Annotated in this window: 22 protein-coding genes; 9 read left to right on the top strand and 13 right to left on the bottom strand. The window is 72.0% G+C overall.

Annotated elements, in window-relative coordinates:
- On the bottom strand, positions 1–132 hold the full coding sequence (locus tag MXD64_RS17810) for a hypothetical protein (protein WP_374101215.1): 132 nt from the start codon (positions 130–132) through the stop codon (positions 1–3).
- A 211-nt stretch (positions 133–343) separates the two neighbouring features.
- On the opposite strand from MXD64_RS17810, the gene MXD64_RS01965 reads away from it, so the two are divergent.
- Positions 344–1,258, top strand: a complete 915-nt coding sequence (locus tag MXD64_RS01965; protein WP_017886484.1) for a cation diffusion facilitator family transporter — start codon at positions 344–346, stop codon at positions 1,256–1,258.
- A 104-nt stretch (positions 1,259–1,362) separates the two neighbouring features.
- Here the strand turns inward: MXD64_RS01965 and MXD64_RS01960 are convergent, their stop codons facing one another.
- Together MXD64_RS01960 and MXD64_RS01955 are read right to left on the bottom strand one after the other, a co-directional pair.
- Positions 1,363–1,968, bottom strand: coding sequence for a hypothetical protein (locus MXD64_RS01960; RefSeq protein ID WP_140448232.1), 606 nt, complete (start codon positions 1,966–1,968; stop codon positions 1,363–1,365).
- A gap of 99 nt (positions 1,969–2,067) precedes the next feature.
- The gene (locus tag MXD64_RS01955) at positions 2,068–3,357 is read right to left on the bottom strand and encodes an MFS transporter (RefSeq protein ID WP_259575594.1); all 1,290 of its coding nucleotides are present in this window, start codon (positions 3,355–3,357) and stop codon (positions 2,068–2,070) included.
- A gap of 48 nt (positions 3,358–3,405) precedes the next feature.
- Here MXD64_RS01955 and MXD64_RS01950 point away from each other — a divergent pair, with 48 nt between their 5' ends.
- On the top strand, positions 3,406–4,317 hold the full coding sequence (locus tag MXD64_RS01950; protein ID WP_161598078.1) for a LysR family transcriptional regulator: 912 nt from the start codon (positions 3,406–3,408) through the stop codon (positions 4,315–4,317).
- Between the two features lie 133 nt (positions 4,318–4,450).
- On the opposite strand, the gene MXD64_RS01945 is transcribed toward MXD64_RS01950, so the two are convergent.
- From MXD64_RS01945 to MXD64_RS01920, 6 genes are all read right to left on the bottom strand, one after another.
- Entirely contained in the window at positions 4,451–5,227 is a 777-nt protein-coding gene (locus tag MXD64_RS01945) for a hypothetical protein (RefSeq protein ID WP_262118319.1), read from the bottom strand.
- The gene (locus MXD64_RS01940; RefSeq protein WP_017886488.1) at positions 5,217–5,756 is read right to left on the bottom strand and encodes an RNA polymerase sigma factor; all 540 of its coding nucleotides are present in this window, start codon (positions 5,754–5,756) and stop codon (positions 5,217–5,219) included. The genes MXD64_RS01945 and MXD64_RS01940 overlap by 11 nt, the downstream gene beginning before the upstream one ends.
- 136 nt (positions 5,757–5,892) lie before the next feature.
- Complete coding sequence (locus MXD64_RS01935; RefSeq protein WP_017886489.1) at positions 5,893–6,156, bottom strand: hypothetical protein; 264 nt, start codon at positions 6,154–6,156, stop codon at positions 5,893–5,895.
- Positions 6,153–6,812, bottom strand: coding sequence for a DUF308 domain-containing protein (locus tag MXD64_RS01930; RefSeq protein ID WP_017886490.1), 660 nt, complete (start codon positions 6,810–6,812; stop codon positions 6,153–6,155). Before MXD64_RS01930 ends, MXD64_RS01935 begins: the two co-directional genes overlap by 4 nt.
- A 145-nt stretch (positions 6,813–6,957) precedes the next feature.
- Complete coding sequence (locus MXD64_RS01925) at positions 6,958–8,973, bottom strand: lectin-like domain-containing protein (protein WP_139179715.1); 2,016 nt, start codon at positions 8,971–8,973, stop codon at positions 6,958–6,960.
- A 109-nt stretch (positions 8,974–9,082) separates the two neighbouring features.
- Positions 9,083–10,729: a glycoside hydrolase family 13 protein gene (locus MXD64_RS01920; RefSeq protein WP_071251476.1), complete on the bottom strand. Its 1,647-nt coding sequence runs from the start codon at positions 10,727–10,729 to the stop codon at positions 9,083–9,085.
- 106 nt (positions 10,730–10,835) lie between these two features.
- Here MXD64_RS01920 and MXD64_RS01915 point away from each other — a divergent pair, with 106 nt between their 5' ends.
- The 5 genes from MXD64_RS01915 (at position 10,836) to MXD64_RS01895 (ending at position 14,752) form a co-directional block, all read left to right on the top strand.
- Positions 10,836–11,402: an NADPH-dependent FMN reductase gene (locus MXD64_RS01915; protein WP_017886493.1), complete on the top strand. Its 567-nt coding sequence runs from the start codon at positions 10,836–10,838 to the stop codon at positions 11,400–11,402.
- A 174-nt stretch (positions 11,403–11,576) separates the two neighbouring features.
- Positions 11,577–12,089 (top strand): MarR family winged helix-turn-helix transcriptional regulator, encoded by a 513-nt coding sequence (locus tag MXD64_RS01910; protein WP_017886494.1) that lies wholly within the window; start codon positions 11,577–11,579, stop codon positions 12,087–12,089.
- Positions 12,090–12,211: 122 nt separating this feature from the next.
- Positions 12,212–12,718 carry a Dps family protein gene (locus tag MXD64_RS01905; RefSeq protein ID WP_017886495.1) on the top strand — a complete coding sequence of 169 codons (507 nt, stop codon included), beginning with the start codon at positions 12,212–12,214 and terminating at the stop codon, positions 12,716–12,718.
- A gap of 8 nt (positions 12,719–12,726) precedes the next feature.
- Entirely contained in the window at positions 12,727–13,527 is an 801-nt protein-coding gene (locus MXD64_RS01900) for an SDR family NAD(P)-dependent oxidoreductase (RefSeq protein ID WP_263137065.1), read from the top strand.
- Between the two features lie 31 nt (positions 13,528–13,558).
- Complete coding sequence (locus tag MXD64_RS01895; protein WP_214533059.1) at positions 13,559–14,752, top strand: NAD(P)/FAD-dependent oxidoreductase; 1,194 nt, start codon at positions 13,559–13,561, stop codon at positions 14,750–14,752.
- A gap of 138 nt (positions 14,753–14,890) precedes the next feature.
- Here MXD64_RS01895 and MXD64_RS01890 read toward each other — a convergent pair whose 3' ends face one another.
- The 4 genes from MXD64_RS01890 to MXD64_RS01875 form a co-directional block, all read right to left on the bottom strand.
- On the bottom strand, positions 14,891–15,961 hold the full coding sequence (locus MXD64_RS01890; protein WP_071251475.1) for an alpha/beta fold hydrolase: 1,071 nt from the start codon (positions 15,959–15,961) through the stop codon (positions 14,891–14,893).
- 70 nt (positions 15,962–16,031) lie between these two features.
- A complete protein-coding gene (locus MXD64_RS01885; protein ID WP_263137064.1) occupies positions 16,032–16,907 on the bottom strand; it encodes an SMP-30/gluconolactonase/LRE family protein in 876 nt (291 codons plus the stop codon).
- A 52-nt stretch (positions 16,908–16,959) separates the two neighbouring features.
- Positions 16,960–17,793, bottom strand: a complete 834-nt coding sequence (locus MXD64_RS01880) for a DUF1206 domain-containing protein (RefSeq protein ID WP_259551546.1) — start codon at positions 17,791–17,793, stop codon at positions 16,960–16,962.
- A gap of 127 nt (positions 17,794–17,920) precedes the next feature.
- Entirely contained in the window at positions 17,921–19,087 is a 1,167-nt protein-coding gene (locus tag MXD64_RS01875) for an RtcB family protein (RefSeq protein WP_042538341.1), read from the bottom strand.
- 471 nt (positions 19,088–19,558) lie between these two features.
- Here MXD64_RS01875 and MXD64_RS01870 point away from each other — a divergent pair, with 471 nt between their 5' ends.
- Together MXD64_RS01870 and MXD64_RS01865 are read left to right on the top strand one after the other, a co-directional pair.
- Positions 19,559–21,379 (top strand): glycoside hydrolase family 15 protein, encoded by a 1,821-nt coding sequence (locus tag MXD64_RS01870; RefSeq protein WP_042538339.1) that lies wholly within the window; start codon positions 19,559–19,561, stop codon positions 21,377–21,379.
- Positions 21,380–21,425: 46 nt separating this feature from the next.
- Positions 21,426–22,028, top strand: a complete 603-nt coding sequence (locus tag MXD64_RS01865; protein ID WP_017886505.1) for a J-domain-containing protein — start codon at positions 21,426–21,428, stop codon at positions 22,026–22,028.
- Positions 22,029–22,236 lie beyond the last annotated feature (208 nt).

Here is a 22,236-nt window from a genome sequence, read left to right as displayed (position 1 = left end):
TCATCCCCGTTCTGTGTCCGGCGCGATCTCGTACCGGAACGCCCCCTCGTACCGGTACAGCGTGCCGACCACCGGTGCCGCGAGCACCAGGGACACGCGCTGCAGGTCGGCTTCGTCATCGAATCGTTCCACGAGCGTCACACGCGGTGCGATCAGGGCCGGGCGCGGGCCGCTCAACGGCAACGCGCCAGCGTTGCGCGGGCCGCGCCGGGCGAGCCTGCGAGCCTGCGTCACCTCACGTCCCAGCGCTCGGACCGTCACACGCGTGGGGACCAGGCGCAGCGCGACCGGCTCACGGTTCGATCCTGGCATGTCGTCGGTGCGGATCCCTACGATGTCGCACATGGGACACGACCACGGGCACGGCGTCGGGCACGCCTCGGAGCGCGCCCTGCTCATCGCGTTCTGCATCTCGGCGGGCATCCTGCTGGCCGAGGTCGTCGGCGCCGTGGTCACCGGTTCGCTCGCGCTGCTCGTCGACGCCGGGCACATGGTCGTCGACACCGGCGGACTCGGCATCGGGCTCGTCGCGACGCGGCTCGCCCGCCGGTCCCCGACCGCGCAGCGCACCTGGGGCTTCCAGCGGGCCGAGGTCCTCGGGGCCACCGCACAGGCCGCCATCCTGCTCGCCGTCGGGGTCTACGTGATCATCTCGGCGGCCCAGCGGCTCGTCGTGCCGGAGGAGATCCACTCCGGGCCGCTGCTCGTGTTCGGCATCGTCGGCCTCGTCGGCAACCTGGTGGCCTACGCGGTGCTGCTGCGGGCATCGGGCGAGGGGTTCACCTCGCGGGCCGCCCGGCTCGAGGTCCTCAACGACACACTCGGGTCGGTCGCCGTCATCATCGCGGCGATCGTGCTCATGCTGACCGGGTGGGAGCGTGCGGACTCCGTCGCCGCGATCCTGATCGGTCTGCTCATCCTGCCGCGGGCGATCCGGCTGCTGCGTGAGACCGCGAACGTGCTGCTCGAGTCGACGCCGCCGGGGCTCGACCTCGACGACGTGCGCGGCCACATCCTCGAGCTCGACCACGTCATCGCGGTGCACGACCTGCACGCGACGCTCGTGGCGACCGGGGTACCGAACCTGACCGCGCACGTGGTCGTGGACGACCACTGCTTCTCGACGGCGCACGCCCCCGCGATCCTCGACGAGCTGCAGCGGTGTGTGGCGGAGCACTTCGACGTGCCGGTGGAGCACTCGACCTTCCAGTTGGAGCCGGTGTCGCACCGGCGGCACGAGTACGAGGTGCACGCGTAGGGTCCCGCGCTCGGGCGTGCGGGCGTCAGCGCCCCGGTTCCGCGACGATCCACCAGGTGATCGACGCGTGGTCTGTCGCAGAACGGGTGTCCGCGGGTGCCGGGTCAGCAGTCGTCGGTGCGCGTGGGGTACGCCGTGATCACCCGGTCGGTGGTGGCCGAGACGATCACCTTCACCCAGGGCTCGTCGTCGGGGCGCGAACCGTCGTCGAACCGGACGGGTGCGGCGTAGCAGACCTTGCCGTCGCCGGCGTCGAGCGGGAACCCGGGGCGGGGGTCCTCGAGCGCGGTCTGCACCGCCGTGAGCATGGCGTCGTCCCAGTCGCGCGAGCCGTGCCCGGTGACGACGTCGCGCCAGTCAGCGGTGTGGCGCACCCGGATGTGCTCGTACCCCTGGGCCGCGGTGCCGCACTGCAGGGTGACGCGGCCCAGGGCCTGGGTCTCGTACTGCGCGACCGCGGCCTGGGTGGTGCTGTCGCACCGCGCCAGGGCGGCGGACCCGGGCAGGTCCGGCCCCGTGCGGGTGATCGTGACGGTGCCGTCGCCGGTGGCGGTCGACGCGTCGCTCGGCGTCCGCGCGGCCGAGCCGACGTCGATGGTCGGGTCGTCCGCGCCCTGCCGTGCCGTCAGGAACAGCCCGCCGGCGAGGAGACCCGCGGCCACCACGGCCGCGATCCCCGTGATCACGGGACGGTTGCGGTTCTGGGACACGCGCCCAGTATGCCGGAGGTGGGTCGCGCCTCCAGGCCGGCTCACGGAGGACGGAACCCGGTTCCGGGTGCGGGAGGCGGACGCCAAGCCCGCCCGCCGTCAGGCGCGCGCGGCCAGCCGGGTGCCGGCGACGACGGCCAGGACGGCGACGAGCACCACGTACCCGATCAGGACGGGCAGCGTCGGGATCACCAGCAGCGCTGCCCCGACGGCCACGACCGGCACGGTGAGCCCGGCGTACGCGATGAGGAACGTGGCTGCGAGCACGCCACCCCGACGCTCCGGTCCGACGAGTGCTGCGGCACTGCCGATCGCGGCACGGAACAGCAGGCCGACGCCGGCACCCGCGACGACCCCGCCGCCGATGAACCCGGCGACCTGCAGCAGCACCGCGGCGACGGCCAGGACGACCAGCCCGACGACCAGCAGCACCATGCCGAGCCGGATCTGCGCCCGCTGCGACAGTCGGGCGAAGACGATCTGCGACAACGCGCTCGCGGCGAAGACCCCGAAGGTCGTGGCGCCGGCGGCCAGGCGGTCGGTGACGTGGAAGGTGGTACCGAGGAAGCTCGGCGCGACCGAGGTGAAGAGCCCCTGCACGGCGAGTGCGGCGAAGGCGGCTGCCCCGGCGGCCCAGAACGCGGCACCCTGCCCCTCGGGAGCCTGCATGCGCTGCGGTCGGTAGGCCACGGGCTGCTCGGGGCGGTCGACCGTCTCCGGTGCGGCGAGCACCAGCACGAACGCGACCGCCAGCGCGATGACGAACACCACGTAGGGGACCATGAGCGGCTGCCCGACGAACTCGGCGAGGGCTCCACCGACCAGGGCGCCGAGCGACAGCCCACCGAGGTTCACGGCCCCAGCGGCGACGCTCGCACCCTTCGCGGAGTCGCTCGACCCGGTCGCCCGGACCCGGAGTTCACCGAGGTGCGCCGTCGCGGTCGCCGTCAGCGTCCCGACGCCGAGGCCGGTCACGAGCCGGGCGACGATGAGGCCGGTGACGTCGTTCCAGAGCAGGAACAGCACGGCGGCGACGAGCTCGAGCGCGATCGACACCAGGATGAGTGGCCGCCGCCCGTGCACGTCACTGAGGTGCCCCGCCAGGTACAGCGACCCGACGACCCCCACCCCGTACGCGGCGAAGATCACCGTCGTGGTGAACGTCGGGAACCCGTCGCGGGCCTGGTAGATGACGTAGAGCGGCGCGGGGACGGTCGCGAAGGCCATCACCGCGAGGAACGCGAACGCGACGACCCAGAAGCCGAAGCCGTGACGCCGACGGGTGTGGACACGGCGTCCGCGCGGCGCGACGACGCGGTCGCTCGCCGATGCGGGCGCGGCGCTGGTGGCGGGGACGGTACCCGTCGGGGTCTCGGTGACGGTTGACATGCTCTGATGATCGCGTGCGCGGTGCATCGAGTCCAACGGATGCCCTTGATGTCAGTGATCGATCTGCTCGATACTCAGACGATGGAGACCCGGCTGCTCGAACAGTTCGTCACCGTCGCCGCCGAGGGCAGTGTCACCCGCGCCGCCGAACGGCTCTGGGCCGCGCAGTCAACGGTGTCCGCGGGCATCGCCTCGCTCGAGCGCAGCTTCGGCGTGCGGCTGTTCGACCGCACCGGCCGACAGCTCGTCCTGACACCCGCCGGCGAGGACCTGCTCCCCCACGCCCGTGCGGTGCTCGAGTCCCTGGACCGGATGCGCGACCTGGCCACCGCCGACGACGCCGACCTGCGAGGACGGGTGCGGCTGGGCATCTTCACGAGCATGGACATCGTCGACCTGACGGGCGTCCTGCAGCGGTTCCGACGCCAGCACCCGCTCGTCGCCGTCGAACTGATGACCTCGCCGTCGGGGACGACCGGGCTCGTGCAGGACCTGGTCGCCGGGCGGCTCGACATCGCCTACACGGGCCTGCCCACCGTGCCCGCCGGCGTCGTCGTGGAGCCGTTGCGGGAGATGCCGTTCCGGGTGTTCACCGCGTCGGACCACCCGCTCGCCGGCCGGTCGTCGGTGTCGCTGGCCGAACTCGCCGACGAGCCCTTCGTCGACACGGCACACGGGTTCGGCAACCGGATCATCCTCGACGGAGCACTCGAGCGACTCGGCATCCGTCGGCGCATCGTCGCGGAGATGAACGACATGCCCGCCGTGATCCGGTTCGCCTCGGCCGGGCTCGGCGTCGGGGTCGTGCCGGACTCGGGCGTGCGGTACGACGGGGCGGTGCTCGACCTGGAGGACGAGGTCGACCCGCTCCGCATCGGCCTGGCGGTCCGGACGTCCCCGGAGCCGAGCCGCGCGGTCCGGACGCTGGCGCGCGACATCGTGGCGGCGCGGGTGGGGTGACGCTGGGCGCGCTCGGTGTGCTTCGTGAGCAGGAACGGTCGCGTCGCGGTGCGCGAGGCGACCGTTCCTGCTCACGATCTGACCACCGACGGACTGGAGGCACGGGTCGGGTCCGCCACGTGCCTCCGGGCCGTCAGTCCCCCCAGAACGTCGCGATGAGGGCGGGCAGGAGCCCGTCGGTCGGGACGTTGGTCTGTTCGATGGTGATCCAGGTGTCACCGCGGGCGAAGTACGTGTAGGCCTTCTCGACGCCGTACGGCTCGACGATCCCGCGGGACTGGCAGAAGGTTCCGCCGTCACGCTCCGTGCAGGTCCCGCCGCCGTCGTACGCGGGGAACTCCTCGATCTCCCGCTGGATGGTCGCCTCGGTGGCGGTCCCGGCCCGGACCTCGATCCCGGACACGTCCGCACGCGGGTCACGCCACGAGCAGGAGACCTTCGACTGGGTGCCCGCCGGGTCCTGACCGTCCGGCACTCGATCGGTACCCGACGGTGGGTCGGCCTGCGTCAGCGGGGTGTCACCGAAGAAGCGGTCGTAGTCCTCGGCGGGGACCAGCGCGCGACAGTCCGTGGGGATGGTCGCCGCTGCGGGGGTCGGTGTCGACGTCGGGGTGGGCTTCGGGACGGGGGCACCCGTGATCGGGGCGGAGCTCGGCGTCGTGGAGGACGGCGCGGGCTCGGGCTGCCGGGTCTGGGTGGGAGCGGCGACCGGGTCGGCGTTCTGCTGCGACAGCGTCAGGGCGACGGCGCCGGTCGCGGTGCCGACGGCGAGCAGCGCGACGACACCGATGACGATCCCGGACCGGCCACGACGACGCTTTGGGAGCGGGGTGGCACGCTCGAGGACGTTCTGCTTCATCGAGACGAGCATGCGCTGCAGGTCGTCTCCCTGCGGAGGCTCAGTGTTCATCGTGCATCACCACCTTCTTGAGTCGTCGACGGTTGCGGGACACCCGCTGGGTGACCGCGCCGACCGTGAGTCCGAGGAGTTCGGCGGCCTCGGCGTACGAGTGCCCCTCGAGCAGGCAGAGCTCGCAGATGCGGCGGTCGAGGTCCGGGAGCGCGGCGATCTCGGCGCGGACCCAGCGCAGGGTCTCGCGGGCCTCGTCGTGGTCGGCGGGCGAGGCGAGGTGCTCCGGGAGCTCGTCCGTGCGGCGCCGGGCCTGCTTGCGCCCGGTGTTGAAGGCGTGGTTGCGGCACACGACGAGCAGCCACGGCAGCACCGTGTCCGCCGGCAGCTCGAGGGTCGCGGCGCGCTGCCAGAGCGTCAGGAACGCGTCCTGCACGATCTCCTCGACGTCGGACCGGTCGTCGACGAGCGCCCACGCGTAGCGGGTGAGGGTGGCGGCGTACCGGTCGAACGCGCGGGCAAGCGCGCCGGTGTCTCCCTGTGCCATTGCACGGACGAGTCCTTCGTCCGTGTCGGTGCCGGTCGTCACGTCCACATCCCACCTCCTTCACTCAGAGGTGTCGGCAGGACCCGCGATCCTGACAGGACCGTGGCGGATTCGTGATCTCGGGCGTGTCCGCTCGGAGACGTCAGAGGGCGGTCACCGCTGCGGCAACCGCCTGCCGTCAGTGGAAGTCGTCGCCGTCGCCCTCGGCCGGCGTCTTGTGTCCGCCGAGCATGTCGTTGTCGTCCTGGTCACTCGACGAGGCGAGCTGCAGCATCGCGAGCACGACGACCACCACGATGAACGCGACGCCGAGGAAGATCACGGCCAGCTGCAGTTCCCGCGTCGAGAACAGCACGACGAGCCCGGTGAACACCGCGATGATCGCGGAGATCCCGAGGAGCTCGACCGGGCGCAGACGGTCACGACGGCTGGGGGTGGTCATGCGTGTGGTGCTCCGTCCGGGGCGACGGCCGGCGTGGCCGTGCCCCACTTGTGCGAGAGGCCGGCGATCACGTGGAAGACGGCCGTGATGGCGAGGTACGCGCCGAGCAGGCCGACGAGCACGATCGAGGCGTCGAGGGTGCCGGTGACCTTCTCCACGCCACCGAGCTGCTGGGAGTAGTCCGGCGGGGTGACGAGGAAGGCGACCGCGAGCAGCAGCGTGAGGCCGCCGATCGTGGTCCAGTCGCGGGCGAAGGGCGAACGCCGCCGGGCCCGGAGCCCCTGCGACAGCTCGAGGGCTCCGGTCAGCACCGCGAACGCGACGATGACCGTGATGAAGGCCGGCAGCCCGAAGCCGTTGCACGCGATCGCGGCGACGGCGGCGAGCAGGGTGATGACGGCCTGCAGCAGGGTCGTGCGACGCGAACGACCGTCGAGGGGCAGTCGGGAGATCCCGGCGAACAGGAGCACGAGGCCCTCGACCAGGGCGAAGCCGCCGAAGAGCAGCAGGCCGTAGCCCGCGGCGTGGTTGGTCGAGAAGGTGATCACCATCGCGACGATCGCAGCGGGGACCGCTCGGAGGATCGGGATCGGCCAGTACCGCGCGCGCTGGGTCGCTTCTTCCACGGTGGTGGCGTCGTCCACGGTGTCGGACACGAGACCTCTTTCGGGCATGCGGATCGTGGATCCGATCCTACCGCCGGTGTGGCGAGCGCCCGACCGGAGCGGACTCGACCCCCTGTGGACGTCCACACCCCCCTGCACGGGGACGACACCGTCCTGCGGTGCCGTCCCCGTGGTGTCAGGGCTGCTGCGGGTCGTCGTCCGGGGCGCCCAGCCGGACACGACGTCGGGCGAGCCACCAGCACACGGAGCCCACCGCGGCGGCCACTGCGGCGAGCGCCGCGGCGAGGCCGAGTCCTTCGGCGCCCGTGTAGGCGAGGGCTCCGACGGGGGCACCCGGACCACGACCGGCCGCGGGGTCACCGGCGCCGCTGTCCCCGTCGTCGCGACCGTCCGGCGCGGGGCCGTCACCACCGGCGTCACCGTCCCCGTCGTCCGTGGCGGGGCCGGTCGTCGGCACCGGACCGGTGGTGGGCGAAGGGCTCGGCTCCGGCGCCTCGTCGTCCGGGCCGACGACGATCGCGACGCCGGTGGACGGGTCACCACCGTCCGGGTCGGTCGGCGACGTCGCGGTGGCCACGTTCACGACGTCGGAGCCGTCGCCCCGGTACGCGGGATCGAGCGCGGCACGGATCCGGAAGTCCAGGGTCTCGCCCACGTCCAGCGACACGTCGGAGCTGCAGGTCACCCGCTGGCCCTCGGCGGTGCACCCGTCGTCGGAGCCCACGAACCGCATCGCCTCGGGCAGGTCGTCGACCGCACCGACCTGCTGCGCCACCGACGGGCCCCGGTTCCGGGCGGTGACGAGGTACTCGACCTCGTCGCCGGGCTGGACGGTCGACGGCGACACCGACTTGTCGGTCTCGACGTGTGCCGCGACGACCGGTGCCGTCGCCGTCGTGCTCGCTCGCGAGGTGTTGTCGGCCTCGTTCGTGTCGGACAACGAGGTCGGCGGGGCGATCGTCGCCACGCTCTCCAGTGTTCCGGACGTGCCCTCGGCCACCCGGCCCTCGACCGTGACGACGGCCGAACCCCCTCGGGGCAGGGACAGGTCGGTCGCGACGTCGCCGGTGCCCGACCCGGTTGCGCAGGCGGAACCCTCGGCGGCGGTGCAGGTCCAGGTGACGTCCTCGACGCCGTCGGGCACGTCGACCTGCAGCGGGCTCGGGTCGGCGGCGTTCGGGCCGGGGTTGCGCGCCGTCACGGTGTAGCGGAGCGACTCACCGGCCGTCACGGTCGTGGGCAGGTCGTGCTCGACGGACAGGTCAGCCGGCTTCCAGACGCGGAGCGCGTCGACCTCGTGCTTGTCGACGTGGCTGCCCGTGGCCCCCGCGAACCCCAGGCGCAGCGTGCTGGGCAACGGAGCCTGGCCGTCGCCGTGCAGCGGGACCGAGTCGAGGACGGTGCGCATGGTCGAGCCTGCCTGCAGCCGCACCGTGACGGAGAGCCCGCCGTCGTCGTCGGGCAGCAGGGTGATGCGGACCGTGCGGGGCGTCGAGCCGGAGGTCACCGTGCCACCGGGAGCGGTCGCACCGGCGACGTACCGGTACCCCTCTGTCCCGTTGCCCGAGCCGCGGACCACCACGTGGTCGGGCTGCGCTCCCGGACCGGAGCCGTTGATGCGCGACGAGAAGTTGCCGTAGTGGTCGATCGCGACGGCTGCGAAGCCCCCGGGCACGCCGGGCAGGTCACACTGCCGCCCGCCGCCCTCGGTCGCTTCCTTGCGGCAGGCGTACCCGAGGCCGGCACCGAAGGACCCGACGCCCTGTGCTGCGGCACCGTCGGCCAGGTACAGCAGCAGGCCGTCGGCCCCGGGGTCGTCCTTCGCGGTGTACATCGCGTAGGTGAACTCGATCTCGAGTCCGGTGTCGGACGGGAACGTGTCGTTGGTCGACCACGCTCCCGCCTGGTTCAGGACGTCGTCGGTGAGCCGCAGCCGCCCGCCGGACACCGCGGCGTCACCGTGCAGGGCGCCGCCGGACGCGCTGGAGAACTGGTTGACGTACGGGAAGTCGAGAGCCGCGGCGCTCGACCCGGACGGCAGGACGGCGGGCGCCGCGAGCACGCCGAGCGCGGTCACCGTGGCGCAGGCCGCGGCGACACGGCGGACGACCCGCGAGCGGAGCGACCGGAACGACCGGCGCGACCGCCGATCAGGGGCAGGAGCTGGAGCAGGAGCACTGGGATCTGTCATGCCCCGATGCTCGCGACCGGGATGTCACCCCCGGGCGGCGGCGGGATGATCTGTGGAACGCCCCCACGGGCCTCCGGGCTGTGGAGGAAGAACGGCGCAACCGGACCGCTCAGGCCAGCCACACCGTCGTCTCACCCGGCAGCAGTCCCGGCGCGACCCCGTCGAGCGGCCCGGACGCGGCGACGACCGTGCCGTCGGGCAGGGGCACCGGGGCCGTGCCGAAGTTCGTCACCGACCGCCACCCGTCGTTCCGTGCGAACGCGACGACCTCGGAGCCGGACTCCAGCCACGTCAGGGCCTCCCCCTGCTGCAGGCGACGGCGGGCGGCGAGCGCCTCGCGGTACAGCGACAGGGTGGACTCGGGGTCGCCGTCCTCGGCCTCGACCGAGGACTCCCCGAAGTCCTGCGGCTGCGGCAGGTGCGGCGCGGCGTCCCCGAAGCCGAACGACGGCCCGGAACGCGCCCACGGGATCGGCACCCGGCAGCCGTCGCGGCCCTTCACGGTGTGCCCGGTGCGGAGCCACTTCGGGTCCTGCAGCAGGTCGCGCGGGATCGCCGCGGCCTCGTGCAACCCGAGCTCCTCGCCCTGGTAGACGTACGACGACCCGGGCAGCGCGAGCATCAGCATGGTGGCCGCTCGTGCCCGGCGGAGCCCCCGTGCGCGGTCGAGCTCCGGCGTCGTGCCGTCGGTCATGAGCCAGGCATCGGTGTCCGTGCCGTCCGGCAGGCCGTAGCGGGTGGGGTGCCGCACGACGTCGTGGTTCGAGAGCACCCAGGTGCTGGAGGCGCCGGACTGCTCCGAGGCGGCCAGGTTCCGCTCGATGATCCGACGGAACGCATCGGGCTCGAACGGGGCCTCGAGCAGGTCGAAGTTGAAGGCCTGCCCGAGCTCGGTCGGCCGGGCGTACAGGACGCGGCGCGGTGCCGGAGCCCAGGCCTCGGCGACCGCGGCGCGGGGCGGATCGTACTCGTCGAGCACCCGACGCCACGTGGCGAAGATCTCGTGCACCTCGTCACGGTCGTACAGCGGGTCGGAGCCGTCGAGCGGCAGGTCCTGCTCGTCCGACGGCCGGTACGGGGTCGACAGGTCCTTCGCCAGCCCGTGCGCGACGTCCACGCGGAACCCGTCGACACCGCGGTCCGACCAGAAGCGCAGGGTGTCCTCGAAGTCGGCACGGACCTCGGGGTTCGACCAGTCCAGGTCCGGCTGCTCGGGGGCGAACAGGTGCAGGTACCACTGCCCGTCGGGCACCCGGGTCCAGGCGCTGCCGCCGAAGTTCGACACCCAGTCGCTCGGCGGCAGTTCGCCGGAGGTACCGGACCCTTCGCGGAACACGTACCGCGCCCGCTCGGGCGAACCCGGCGCGGACGCCAACGCGGCCCGGAACCACTCGTGCTGGTCCGAGGTGTGGTTCGGGACGATGTCGACGATGACCTTCAGGTCGTGCTCGTGGGCGGCCCGGAGCAGCGCGTCGAGGTCCTCGAGGGACCCGAGCTTCGGGTCGACGGCCCGGTAGTCGGCGACGTCGTAGCCCCCGTCGGCCAGGGGCGACGGGAAGAACGGGGAGAGCCACAGCGCGTCGACGCCGAGCGATGCCAGGTACGGCACCCGGCTCGTGATGCCCGCGACGTCACCGAGTCCGTCGCCGTCCGTGTCGGCGAAGCTGCGTGGGTAGACCTGGTACACGACGGCGTCGCGCCACCAGGTCGGGTCGGTGGTTCGTGGCGTGCTGGCCGGGGTCCGAAGCGTGGTCACGACGCCACCGTACTCAGCGGACCGGGAATAGCGCCCCCTACGATCGCATTGGTTGTTGCTGACACCTTTCCGTCCCGCAACAGCATCCCGCAACAGAAGGAGCTCCATGACGAACGTCCTCGTCCTCGTCGGCAGCCTGCGCGCCGACTCCATCAACCGCAAGCTCGCCGAGGCCGCCGCGCACCACGCGCCGGAGGGCATCGAGCTGCACACCTTCGACGGCATCGTCGACCTGCCGTTCTACAACGAGGACATCGACGGTGACACCCCGCCCGCCCCGGCAGTCGCCTTCCGCGACGCGATCGCCGCCTCGGACGCCGTCCTGCTCGTCACCCCCGAGTACAACGGCACCATCCCCGCCGTGCTGAAGAACGCCCTCGACTGGGCATCGCGTCCGTTCGGCGCCTCGCCGCTGTCCGGCAAGCCGCTCGCCGCCATCGGTTCGGCGTTCGGCCAGTACGGCGGCGTCTGGGCCCACGACGACGCCCGCAAGGTCGCCGGCATTGCCGGCGCGAAGGTCCTGGAGGACGTCAAGGTCGCCATCCCGCAGTCGGTCGTCCGTTTCGCCGAGACCCACCCGCGCGAGGACGCCGAGGTCACGACGCTCGTGCAGGGCGCGCTCACCGCGCTCGCCGAGGCCGCGGCCGGCACGGACGAGTCCGCAGCCGCGTAACGCGACGAACCACCGGACAGGAGGCCCGTGGCGACCCCGCCACAGGCCTCCTGTCCGTCCGGTGCGGACGCAACGGTCGTTGCGAACGCATCGGACGGTGCGGACGCACCGGTCGTGGCGGAACCCGGGAGTCCGCTAGACGACCGAGATACGAGACGGGTTACCCTGAACGCCATGTCGACGCAGGAGATCACCGAGGCGTCCGGGTACTGGTTCCCGGACGACGACGCGACCCAGCGCGGGGTCGCCGTGCTGAACGCCCTGCGCCGGTACCGGTCCGCCGAGACCGCCATGCGCCGCCGGACCCGTGACTCGATGGGCATGGGTGAGACCGACCTGCTCGCCGTGCGGTTCCTGCTGCAGGCGCAGCGCTCCGGCACGTCCGTGAGCCCCAAGGACCTCGCGGCGTACCTCAAGATCTCGTCCGCGTCGACGACCATCCTGATCGACCGCCTGGTGAAGTCGAACCACGTCCGCCGCGATCCGCACCCCACCGACCGCCGGGCCCTCGTCATCACGCCGACGACCGAGACCGACGACGAGGTCCGCGCCACGCTCGGCGTGATGCACCGCCGGATGATGTCGATCGCCGAGGGACTCCCCGCGTCCGAGGCCCGGGTCGTCGCCGGTTTCCTGGAGCAGATGCGCCAGGCGGTCGACCAGGTGGACCCCGCGCCGTCGCACTGAGCACCGTCGCGCCGAGGCCTCCGACTGTCGTCGGGGGACGCTGCCTCCGAGCGCACTGAGAACGTGCACTGCGGCACCGCGTAGACCGGAACGGTCACACCGACGCGAAAGGAGCCACAACCATGCACGCTTCGGACAAGATGGCCAAGAACCTCCAGGCGGTCCTCGTGGACCTCATCGACCTGCACCTGCAGGGCAAGCAGGCCCACTGGAACATCCTGGGCACCAACTTCCGCGACCTCCACCTGCAGCTCGACGAGATCGTCGACGCCGCTCGCGAGTTCGCCGACGACACCGCCGAGCGCATGCGCGCGCTGTACCTCGTGCCGGACGGCCGCTCGGCGACCGTCTCCGCGGGCAGCCACCTCGACGCGTTCCCCTCGGGCGAGATCACCACGCACGACGCCATCGACCAGGTCACGCTCCGGCTGTACCAGGCGACCGGCACCATGCGCGACGTCCACGACGAGGTCGACGAGGAAGACCCGACGACCGCGGACCTGCTCCACGGCTTCATCGAGCGCCTCGAGCAGCTCGCCTGGATGGTCTCCGCCGAGAACCGCGCGCCCAGCACCCCGCTGGCGTCCGCCACCACGCCCGCCGTCGCCGACGCGTCGGCGCACGCGTAGGGGCCCGGGTGGACCTCGGTATCCAGGGCAAGACCGCACTCGTCTTCGGCGGTGACTCCGGCATCGGCTGGAACACGGCGCGCATCCTGCTGGCAGAGGGTGCGACCGTGGTCGTCACCGACATCGACCAGAGCCGTCTCGACACCAGTGCGGACCAGCTCGAGGCTCCCCTCGGCAAGCTGCACGCGTTCGCGGCCGACGTCCGGAGCGCCGAGAGCCTCGCCGCCCTGCACGACAAGGTGCGTGACGCCGTCGGCGAGATCGACATCCTGGTGCAGTCCTCGGGCGTCACCGGCGCCCAGGGCATGTTCCACGAGATCGACGAGGCCGGCTGGGCGGAGACGATCGACATCGACCTGATGGGGCCGGTGCGGATCACCCGCGAGTTCATCGGCGACCTGCGACAGGGCGGCTGGGGACGCGTCGTCTACCTGGTGTCCGAGGACGCCTCGCAACCGTACGACGACGAACTGCCCTACTGCGCTGCCAAGGCCGGGGTGCTCTCGTTCGCCAAGGGGCTCTCGCGCTCCTACGCCTCCGAGGGCCTGCTGGTGAACACGGTCTCGCCCGCGTTCATCCACACGCCGATGACCGACGCGATGATGGACAAGCGGGCCAAGCAGCGCGGCACATCGTTCGACGAGGCCATCGGCAGCTTCCTCGACGAGGAGCGGCCGTACATGGAGCTCAAGCGGCGCGGTGAGCCGGAAGAGGTCGCCAACGTCGTGGCCTTCCTGTGCTCCGACCTGGCCAGCTTCGTGAACGGCGCCAACTACCGGGTCGACTCCGGCTCGGTCGCGACGATCTGATCGTGGCACCACAGCACAACCAGGAGGCGTCATGACCGACTTCCGCTACCTCATCGTCGGCGGCGGGATGGTCGCCGACGCGGCCGCCCGCGGCATCCGCGAGCTCGACACCGACGGGTCGATCGGGATCCTCAGCGAGGACGTCGACCGCCCCTACGCCCGGCCCGCGCTCTCGAAGAAGCTCTGGACCGACCCGGACTTCAGCTGGGACGACAAGGTCGACCTGCACACCGAGGAGACCGGGGCGCAGTTCGTCCTGGGCACCGCGGTGACGGCGATCGACCGTGCTGCGAAGACCGTCACGACGGCCGACGGTGCGACCCATGGCTACGAGCGGCTCCTGCTCGCGACCGGTGGGAAGCCCCGCGGGCTGCCGGGGCTGTCCCCGTCGGCACGCGTGCTCGACTACCGCAGCGCGTCGGACTACCGCCGCCTGCGCGAGCTCGCCGACGCCGGAGCGCACGTCGCCGTCGTCGGTGGCGGCTACATCGGCCAGGAGATCACCGCGGGCATCGTGCAGAACGGCGCACGCGTCACGCTGGTCGACCCGGACGAGATCGTCGGCGGACGGATGTTCCCCGACGACCTGGCACGGGCGTTCCAGCAGCGCTTCGTCGACCACGGCGTCGAGCTCCGCACCGGTCGTCGGGTGTCCGAGGGCACCGAGACGGCCGACGGTGTGCGACTGACGCTCGACGACGGTTCCGTGGTCGAGGCCGACGCGGTCGTCGCCGGGCTCGGCATCGAGCCCGCGACGCAGCTCGCCGCCGACGCCGGACTCACCGTCCGCGACGGCATCGTGGTGTCCTCGACGCTGCTCACCGACGACGACTCCGTGTTCGCCGCCGGGGACGTCGCCGAGTACCCGGACCGGATCCTCGGCACACGCCGGGTGGAACACGTCGACAACGCCCAGCAGCAGGGTCGACAGGCCGGCCGCAACCTGGCCGACGCCGACGAGACCTACGACCACACGCCGATGTTCTACTCCGACGTCTTCGACATGGGGTACGAGGCCGTGGGGCAGGTCAGCGCGAAGCTCCGCACGGTCGAGGACTGGCAGGACCCCACCGTGACCGGCGTCGTCTACTACCTGGACGACGACGACACGGTCCGGGGTGTGCTGCTCTGGAACGTGTGGGACAAGACCGACGAAGCCCGCAAGGTGCTCGCCGAGGCGAACTCGCTGACGCCCGACATGCTGCCGGGCCGCATCACGGCCTGATCGCTCGCCCGTCGCGGTGGTCGCGACGCCCTGGAGGCCCGGTGCCGGTCCGTCGGACCGGCACCGGGCCTCCAGGCGGTCGCCCGCACACCGCGGCGCCCGCCGCCTCGACGGGGCTCGCTGCTTCGACGGTGCTGGCTACTTCGACTCCGGCGCGACCTCGTCGACGACCGCCCGGCGGTCCGCCGGGTCGACCGGCAGGTCGTCGCCGTCCGCCATCGCGACGGCGTGCGCGGACTTGGCGGCTTCGAGCGTCTCGTCGTCGTTCCGGGCCATCCCGAAGAGCTCGATGAACCGCGACTTGACCAGCAACCAGGCGTCTCCCGGGCTGAGCCGGGCCAGGTCCGACGCCGTCGAGTCGTCTCGCACCCGCTGCAGCGAGGACACGCCGCGGTCGGGGATCCGGTGGTCGACGTGCGCCACCGCGAGCCGCGCGACCGCGTCGGCCTGGGCGTGCATGACCGAGTGCGCACCGTCGACGACCTCGCGCAGGACCGCGTACGGGAACACGCGCGCCAGCCGGCGGACCCAGTCGCGCGGCACCATCGCGTCGTGCTCGCCGCGGACGATCAGGGTGCGGGCCTGCACGTGCGCGGCACGCTCCTCGATCGGGAACGCGATCATGCGCGGCAGGACCTTGCGGAACCAGTGCCAGCCGCACAGCGCGTACGCCGTGATGCCGTGCCAGCGGACCGCGGCCGGCTCGTGCAGCGTCGACCGCAGGAACCGGAACGCCGACTGCCGCACCGTGCGCGCCGACGAGTCGACCACGGGGCTGATGAGCACGAGGTCGGAGAGCTCGGGACGGCGAGCGGCGACCTCGGTGACGACCTGGGTGCCCATCGAGTGCCCGATGAGCACCGGGTCCTCGAGCCCGAGGTCGTCGATGACCCGCTCGACCGCGTCGGCGTACCGCTCGATCGAGACCGTCCCACGGAACCGCGGGACGCCCGCGAAGCCCGGCAGGTCGAGCGCGTGCACCGGTCCGTTCTCGTTGAGGTGCGGCGCGAGCCGCTCGTAGTAGGTCGACGCGATTCCGAGACCCGCGACGAGCACGAAGGCCCGCTCGCCCGGCTCACCGATCGAACTCACCCGGACGTAGGTGCCGTCGAGTGCGACCCGGTCGACCTGCACCGTGACGTCGGCGTCCTCGGCCTGGGCGAGCTCCCCGGCCGGGTCCGGACGGGGTGCCTGGCGTTCGTCGTCCACGTGGGTCTCCTCCGGTCGAGCGGTCGCCCAGGATACCCGGCCGCCGTCCGCTCGGGCGGCGACGCCGTGGTCAGCCGCTGAAGGTGTTCGCGGGGAAGCCGTGCACCGTGGTCGGCACCGCGAAGACGGCGCCGGAGGGCGGCGCCTGCTCCAGGTCCTGCTCGGTGAGGTTCTCGCGGGCCGTGCCGACGAACATCGTCGACATGTCCGGGCCGCCGAACGCCACCGACGTCGGGTTGGCGACGGGGAGCTCCACCGTCTCCAGGTGCGAGCCGTCGGGACCGTAGCGCTCGACGCGGGAACCGCCGTAGATCGCGCTCCAGAAGCAGCCCTCGTCGTCACGGACCAGGCCGTCGTGCGCGTGGCCGACGATGAACGGCTCGAGTTCGCCGAGCTCGCCGTCCGGGCCGTACGACCCCCGGAAGACCGTCGAGGCGCTGGTGTCGGTGACGTACATGGTGCTGCCGTCCTCCGACCACTCCATGCCGTTCGTCACGCCGAAGCCGCCGCGGAGCAGCCGGACGGTGCCGTCGGCCTCGACCGAGTAGAGCGCGGCGTCGGGTTCGCCGGTGGTCACGTTCATGCTGCCGACCAGGAACCGGCCGAACGGGTCGCACTTGCCCTCGTTGAACCGGTTGCCCGAGGTGCTGTGCGTGACGCGGGCGATCTCACGCTCCACGGCCCCCTGCTCGTCCGTCACGACGACGGCGTCGCCGAGGGCCGCGACGAACCCGCCGGAGGCGCGGGGCTGGAAGCTCGCCAGCGGGGGCGGCAGCGGCACGCTCGACCGGACGGTGCCGTCGGCGCCAGCGGTGTTGAGGGTGCCGAGGGTGATGTCGGTCCACCGGAGGAGCTGCGCGGACGGGTCCCAGACGATGCTCTCGGCGAGGACCGCTCGGGCGTCGACGAAGACGGTCGCGGGGCCGGTGGTGACGTTCGTGCTCATCGACCCCGTCTACCGCTGGGCGGGTCCGCGCCCGCTCAGGCGCGGAAGCGGGTCAGAGGCGGGCGAAGCGCGCGCGGAAGAAGCTGTAGACGCCGAACGCCAGGAACCCGATGCCGATCGCGACGAGGACGAACACCCCGCCGGGCATGCTCCGGACGGCGTCGAACGCGGCGTCGAGGCCGGTGGCCTGGTCGGGGTCGCTCTGCAGCCCCGCGACGGCGATGAGCACGCCCACGATCACCACGGCGATGCCCTTGCCGACGTACCCGACGACGCCGAGGACGGTGACCACGCGGTCGAGTTGGCCCGACGGTCGCGTGATCTGCTTCCGGAACGACCGACGGCAGCCGATCGCCACGAGACCGATGCCGACCGCGACCGCGATCGCCCCGGCCAGCACCAGCACGAACACCCCGCCCGGCGTCGCGAGGGTCTTCGCCGCGGCGCTCTGCGACGAGCTGCTCGAGCTCGACCCGGCGCCGAGCGCGTACGAGGCCGACGAGTACGCGATCACGCCGTAGACCACGGCCTTCGCGACGTCCTTCAGCCGGGCGAGCCAGCCGCGGGTGGTGTCGGACCGTCCGCCGACGATCGCCTCGACGACCAGACGCACGGTGAGTGCGGCGGTGCCGACGGCGATCAGCCAGAGCAGGAACACCCCACCGGGCACGGCGGCGATCTGCTGCAGCGCACCGGACTGGTCGGTCTCACCGCCCGAGGACGCGTTCCCGATGCCGAGCAGGATCGCCAGGTACCCGATCAGCAGGTGGACGATGCCGCTGCCGACGAACCCGGCGCGTGCCGTGACCTCGAACCAACGGCTGTCGGCCGCTCGCCGGACCTGTCGTCCGGTCTCCTTCGCTGCGTGCTCCGCCGTGTCGCTCATCACGGACAAGCGTGCCCGACGCGCGCCGTCCTGTCCGGGGCGCGCCGGGCCGTGCGGTCCGCCACGTGGCGGACGGGAGGCCCGTGGCGGTGCCGCCACGGGCCTCCCGTCCGTCGGTGGGCGCGTCTCAGTCGCCCTTCACGTTGACGACCTGGCGCAGGGTGTGCCGGATCGACACGAGGTCCTCGGCGTCCGCCATCACCTGGTCGATCGGCTTGTACGCGGCCGGGATCTCGTCGAGGAACGCGTCGGTGTCCCGGTACTCGATGCCGACCATCGCCTCGCGCAGCTGCTCGTGGGTGAAGGTCCGCCGGGCAGCGCTCCGCGAGAACAGCCGCCCGGCGCCGTGCGGCGACGACTCGAGCGACGGCTTGTTGCCGAGCCCCTCGACCACGTACGACGCCGTGCCCATCGACCCAGGGATCAGGCCCGGCTGACCGGCCTTCGCCTGGATCGCACCCTTGCGCGAGACCCACACGGACTTGCCCCAGTGCGTCTCACGCTGCGTGAAGTTGTGGTGGCAGTTGATCCGCTCGCGCTCGTCGACGGGCGTGCCGACGGCCTCGGACAGCTGCCGGACGACGCGGTCCATCATCTCCTCACGGTTGAGCAGGGCGAAGTGCTGGGCCCACCGCAGCTCGGCGATGTACCGGTCGAACTCCGGCGTGCCCTCGACCAGGTAGGCCAGGTCGGGGTCCGCCAGCTGGATCCACCAGCGCTCCATGGCCTTCTTGGCGACCCTGATGTGGCGCTGCGCGATCTTGTTGCCGACACCCCGCGACCCGGAGTGCAGGAAGAGCCAGACCCGGTCCTGCTCGTCGAGGGACACCTCGATGAAGTGGTTGCCGGAGCCGAGCGTGCCGAGCTGGTTGCGCCAGCCGCCGTGCACGCCGTCGGGGTCGAACCCGGCGGTCTCGGCCATCGCCTCGAGCTCGGCGATCCGGGGTGCGGCGGTCGCCACGATCTTCCGGTTCGACGCACCGGCCGACAGCGGGATCGCGCGCTCGATCTGCTCGCGCAGACCCTGCAGGTCGGCGGGCAGGTCGCTCGCGGTGAACTGCGTGCGGACCGCGATCATGCCGCAGCCGATGTCCACGCCGACGGCTGCCGGCATGATCGCGCCGAGGGTCGGGATGACGGACCCGACGGTCGCCCCGAGGCCCAGGTGTGCGTCGGGCATGAGGGCCAGGTGCGGGAACACGAACGGCATGCGCGCGGTCGTGCGGGCCTGCTGCTCGGTGTTGTCCTCGAGCATCGAGGCCCAGCTGAGCAATCGGTCGTTGATCTTCTTCATGGTGTCGTCTCGCTTTCGTGACGGTCGAGGTGACGGTCCGAGACGGTCGCACGCCGGGCCTCCTGGTCGTCGCCGGACGTGGCGGACGGAAGGAAGCGGTGCTGACGAACGCCCCGGGCCGGGTGGGCACGAGGCGTCGTGGGACGTCGCGTGCCTACGCGGGATAGCGGAGGGACCGCTGCTGCTCGGGCAGCACGGCGGCCGCGGCGAGCTGGAGCTCGACGCGTTCCTCGTTGTGCTGCACGGCGCGCATGCGCGGTCCTTCCGGTGTGCCCGGGGCGGGCGGTCTGCCTGATCGGCAGGAGGACGACGGTAGTGCGACACGCCCGGAGTGCGCAAGTCATCTGGGCGTGTCGGCTGCGCGCCGGCGGTGCTCCGGCGGTTCTCCACAGGCGGGAGGCGCGTCGCGCGTTCTCCACGAGGGGTACGTCCGCCTGATGGTCGCCGCCGGGGCCGGGGCAGGCTGGACGCATGACCGAGCGCACGCGAGACACCCCCGACGCGACCGAGAACGAGGAACGGACGAACGGGTACGTGCCGCTCCGCTCCTACGGCGCGATCGGTGACGGGCGGACCGTCGCCCTCATCGCGCTCGACGGCCGGATCGACTGGCTGCCGATCCCGTCGATGGACTCGCCGCCGGTGTTCGCGAGCATCGTCGACGCCGAGCACGGCGGACACGTCGCCCTGCGACCCGTCGACGACCAGGCGGAGGTGTCCCGGGCCTACCTGCCGGGGACGAACGTGCTCGTGACGACGTGGACCACCCCGTCCGGCACCGCCACCGTGACCGACGCCATGGTCACCGGTGTCGCCGGACGTCTGCCGTGGGCCGAGATCGGCCGCTGCGTCCAGGGGGTCCAGGGCTCCGTCGAGATGGAGTGGGCCGTCGTGCCCGGCACGATCCTGAACACCGCGGAACCCCGACGCCTCGACACCGCGAACGGCACCGTTATCGGGATCGACGGCGTCACCATCGCGATCGTCGAGCAGGGCTTCGAACCCGTCCACGACGACGGACCCCGGTTCTCCGGCCGGTTCTCGACGACCGAGGGCTCGAAGTCGATCCTGACGATCGTCGGCACGTACGACGAACCGATCTTCCTGCCCGAGCCGGAGCGCACGCTCGAGGGGGTCGACCGCACGATCGAGAACTGGGCGACCTGGTCGAAGGAGTTCAGCTACGACGGGCCGTGGTCGGATGCCGTCCAGCGCAGCGCCCTCGCCCTGAAGCTCCTGATCTTCTCCCCCACCGGTGCGATCGCCGCGGCACCGACGACGAGCCTGCCCGAGGACCGCACCGGCGGGAAGAACTGGGACTACCGGTTCGCCTGGGTGCGCGACCTGGCGTACACGGTGCACGCACTCACCCGCTTCGGGCTGCGCGAGGAGACCCACGCGGCCGTCTCGTGGGTGATGCGCACGATCGCCGAGCACGACGAGACGATGCCGATCTTCTACGCACTCGACGGGTCCAAGAGCGACTCGGTCGAGGAACGCGACGTCCCCGGCTGGAACGGCATCGGGCCGGTCACGATCGGCAACCGGGCGGGCGACCAGCTGCAGCTCGGCGTCTGGGGCGACGTGTTCGAGATCATGCGCCAGTACGTCCGCGCCGGCAACGTGCTCGACCGCAAGACCGCGTCGGTGCTGCAGGGGCTGGCCGACGACGCCTGCCACCGGTGGCCGGAAGCAGACTCGGGCATGTGGGAGCTGCAGGAGACGCAGCACTACACGACGAGCAAGATCGGCTGCTGGCAGGCGCTCGACGCCGCGGTCGAGCTGCACGACGCGGGGATGATCGACGGCCCCCGTGACAAGTGGATCGAGAACCGCGAGCTCATCGAGGACTGGGTCGCCGAGAACGGGTGGAACGAGGAGCTCGGCCACTACGTCATGTACCCGGGTAGCGATGCACTCGACTGCTCGATCCTGCTGCACGCGATGTCGGCGTTCGACCGCGGGCCCCGCATGGAGTCCACGATCCGGGCCATCGAGGAACAGCTGCAGCACGGCCCGCTCGTGTACCGGTACTCCGGCATCCAGGACGAGGAATCGCCCTTCGTGGCGTGCTCGTTCTGGCTCGCTGCGGCGATGGCCTGCGTCGGACGCGTCGACGACGCGAAGCACCTGATGGACGACATGGTGGCGCAGGCGAACGACGTCGGTCTGTTCAGCGAGATGCTCAGTGCCGTCGACGGGGACTTCATGGGGAACATCCCGCAGGGCCTGTCGCACCTGGCGCTCATCCAGGCGGCGCTGACCATCGAAGAAGTCTCAGAGAAGTCCTGACGGGGCTGGACGAACCGTCGGGGGCGCGGGGCATCATGGTCTGACGATGAACGACGTCGATGCACGCATGGACCGCCTCCGCCGGGCCGCGCGCTACCGGTACCAGCAGCTCGTCGACCAGGAGATCGAGCGGGGGTCGCTCGACCCCGACGAGGTGCGGTCGGAGCGCGAGGAACGCCGGCTGCTCAAGGCCGCCGACGTCGCGGCCCACGCGCGGGCGCAGATCGCCGAAGCCGAACGCCGAGGAGTCTTCGAGGGCAACCCCTACCACGGCAAACCGCTGCCCGGGATCGACGGCCAACACGATCCCGACTGGTGGATCAAGTCGAAGATCGAGCGCGAGGACATCCGGGGCATCGCGCCACCGGCCCTGGCGCTCCGGACGGAGGACGCCGAACTCGACGACGCCCTCGACGCCCTGTCGCTCGAGACCGATGTGCGCGACGTCCTGGTGGACTTCAACGCACGGGTGAAGGAGGCCCGGCGACAGCTGCTCGGCGGGCCGCCGGTGGTCACGCCGATGCGCGACGTCGAAGCCGAGGTGCTCGCCTGGCGGGAGCGCCGCGAGCTGCGCATGGCGGCGGCAGCTCGAGCTGCGGAGCAGGCGCTGGCCGACGCGAAGCCGCGGCGGTGGTGGCGCCGCCGCTGAGCGGTGCCGTGGCGCGGCGGCGCGGGCCGTCGCCGGGCTTTCGCGCTGAGCGACAGTTCTCGCGAGCGTGAGCGCGTGAGGTGTCGCCCAGCCCGTGGCGAGGGCGACGACGGCCGCCGGGTACGACTGGTTCTGCCAGGCGCGGGCCCGCGGCGCGGTGCGGTTCGCGCAACGCGAATCGGCCCGGACCGCGCTGCTGCGTGGTCCG

The organism is Curtobacterium sp. Arg-1 (assembly GCF_025643395.1).
Lineage (GTDB): Bacteria > Actinomycetota > Actinomycetes > Actinomycetales > Microbacteriaceae > Curtobacterium > Curtobacterium poinsettiae.
The sequence above is the reverse complement of the archived record's forward strand: the minus strand, read 5'-3'. Positions and strand labels throughout refer to the sequence as shown.

Excerpts from the sequence above, each read along its gene's own strand:
- MXD64_RS01915 (WP_017886493.1), top strand. The coding sequence starts at position 10,836 with ATGACGAACGTCCTCGTCCTCGTCGGCAGCCTGCGCGCCGACTCCATC.
- MXD64_RS01925 (WP_139179715.1), bottom strand. The coding sequence starts at position 8,973 with ATGACAGATCCCAGTGCTCCTGCTCCAGCTCCTGCCCCTGATCGGCGG.
- MXD64_RS01875 (WP_042538341.1), bottom strand. The coding sequence starts at position 19,087 with ATGAAGAAGATCAACGACCGATTGCTCAGCTGGGCCTCGATGCTCGAG.
- MXD64_RS01905 (WP_017886495.1), top strand. The coding sequence starts at position 12,212 with ATGCACGCTTCGGACAAGATGGCCAAGAACCTCCAGGCGGTCCTCGTG.
- MXD64_RS01870 (WP_042538339.1), top strand. The coding sequence starts at position 19,559 with ATGACCGAGCGCACGCGAGACACCCCCGACGCGACCGAGAACGAGGAA.
- MXD64_RS01965 (WP_017886484.1), top strand. The coding sequence starts at position 344 with ATGGGACACGACCACGGGCACGGCGTCGGGCACGCCTCGGAGCGCGCC.
- MXD64_RS01880 (WP_259551546.1), bottom strand. The coding sequence starts at position 17,793 with ATGAGCGACACGGCGGAGCACGCAGCGAAGGAGACCGGACGACAGGTC.
- MXD64_RS01950 (WP_161598078.1), top strand. The coding sequence starts at position 3,406 with ATGTCAGTGATCGATCTGCTCGATACTCAGACGATGGAGACCCGGCTG.
- MXD64_RS01895 (WP_214533059.1), top strand. The coding sequence starts at position 13,559 with ATGACCGACTTCCGCTACCTCATCGTCGGCGGCGGGATGGTCGCCGAC.
- MXD64_RS01945 (WP_262118319.1), bottom strand. The coding sequence starts at position 5,227 with ATGAACACTGAGCCTCCGCAGGGAGACGACCTGCAGCGCATGCTCGTC.
- MXD64_RS01865 (WP_017886505.1), top strand. The coding sequence starts at position 21,426 with ATGAACGACGTCGATGCACGCATGGACCGCCTCCGCCGGGCCGCGCGC.
- MXD64_RS01910 (WP_017886494.1), top strand. The coding sequence starts at position 11,577 with ATGTCGACGCAGGAGATCACCGAGGCGTCCGGGTACTGGTTCCCGGAC.
- MXD64_RS01955 (WP_259575594.1), bottom strand. The coding sequence starts at position 3,357 with ATGTCAACCGTCACCGAGACCCCGACGGGTACCGTCCCCGCCACCAGC.
- MXD64_RS01935 (WP_017886489.1), bottom strand. The coding sequence starts at position 6,156 with ATGACCACCCCCAGCCGTCGTGACCGTCTGCGCCCGGTCGAGCTCCTC.
- MXD64_RS01885 (WP_263137064.1), bottom strand. The coding sequence starts at position 16,907 with ATGAGCACGAACGTCACCACCGGCCCCGCGACCGTCTTCGTCGACGCC.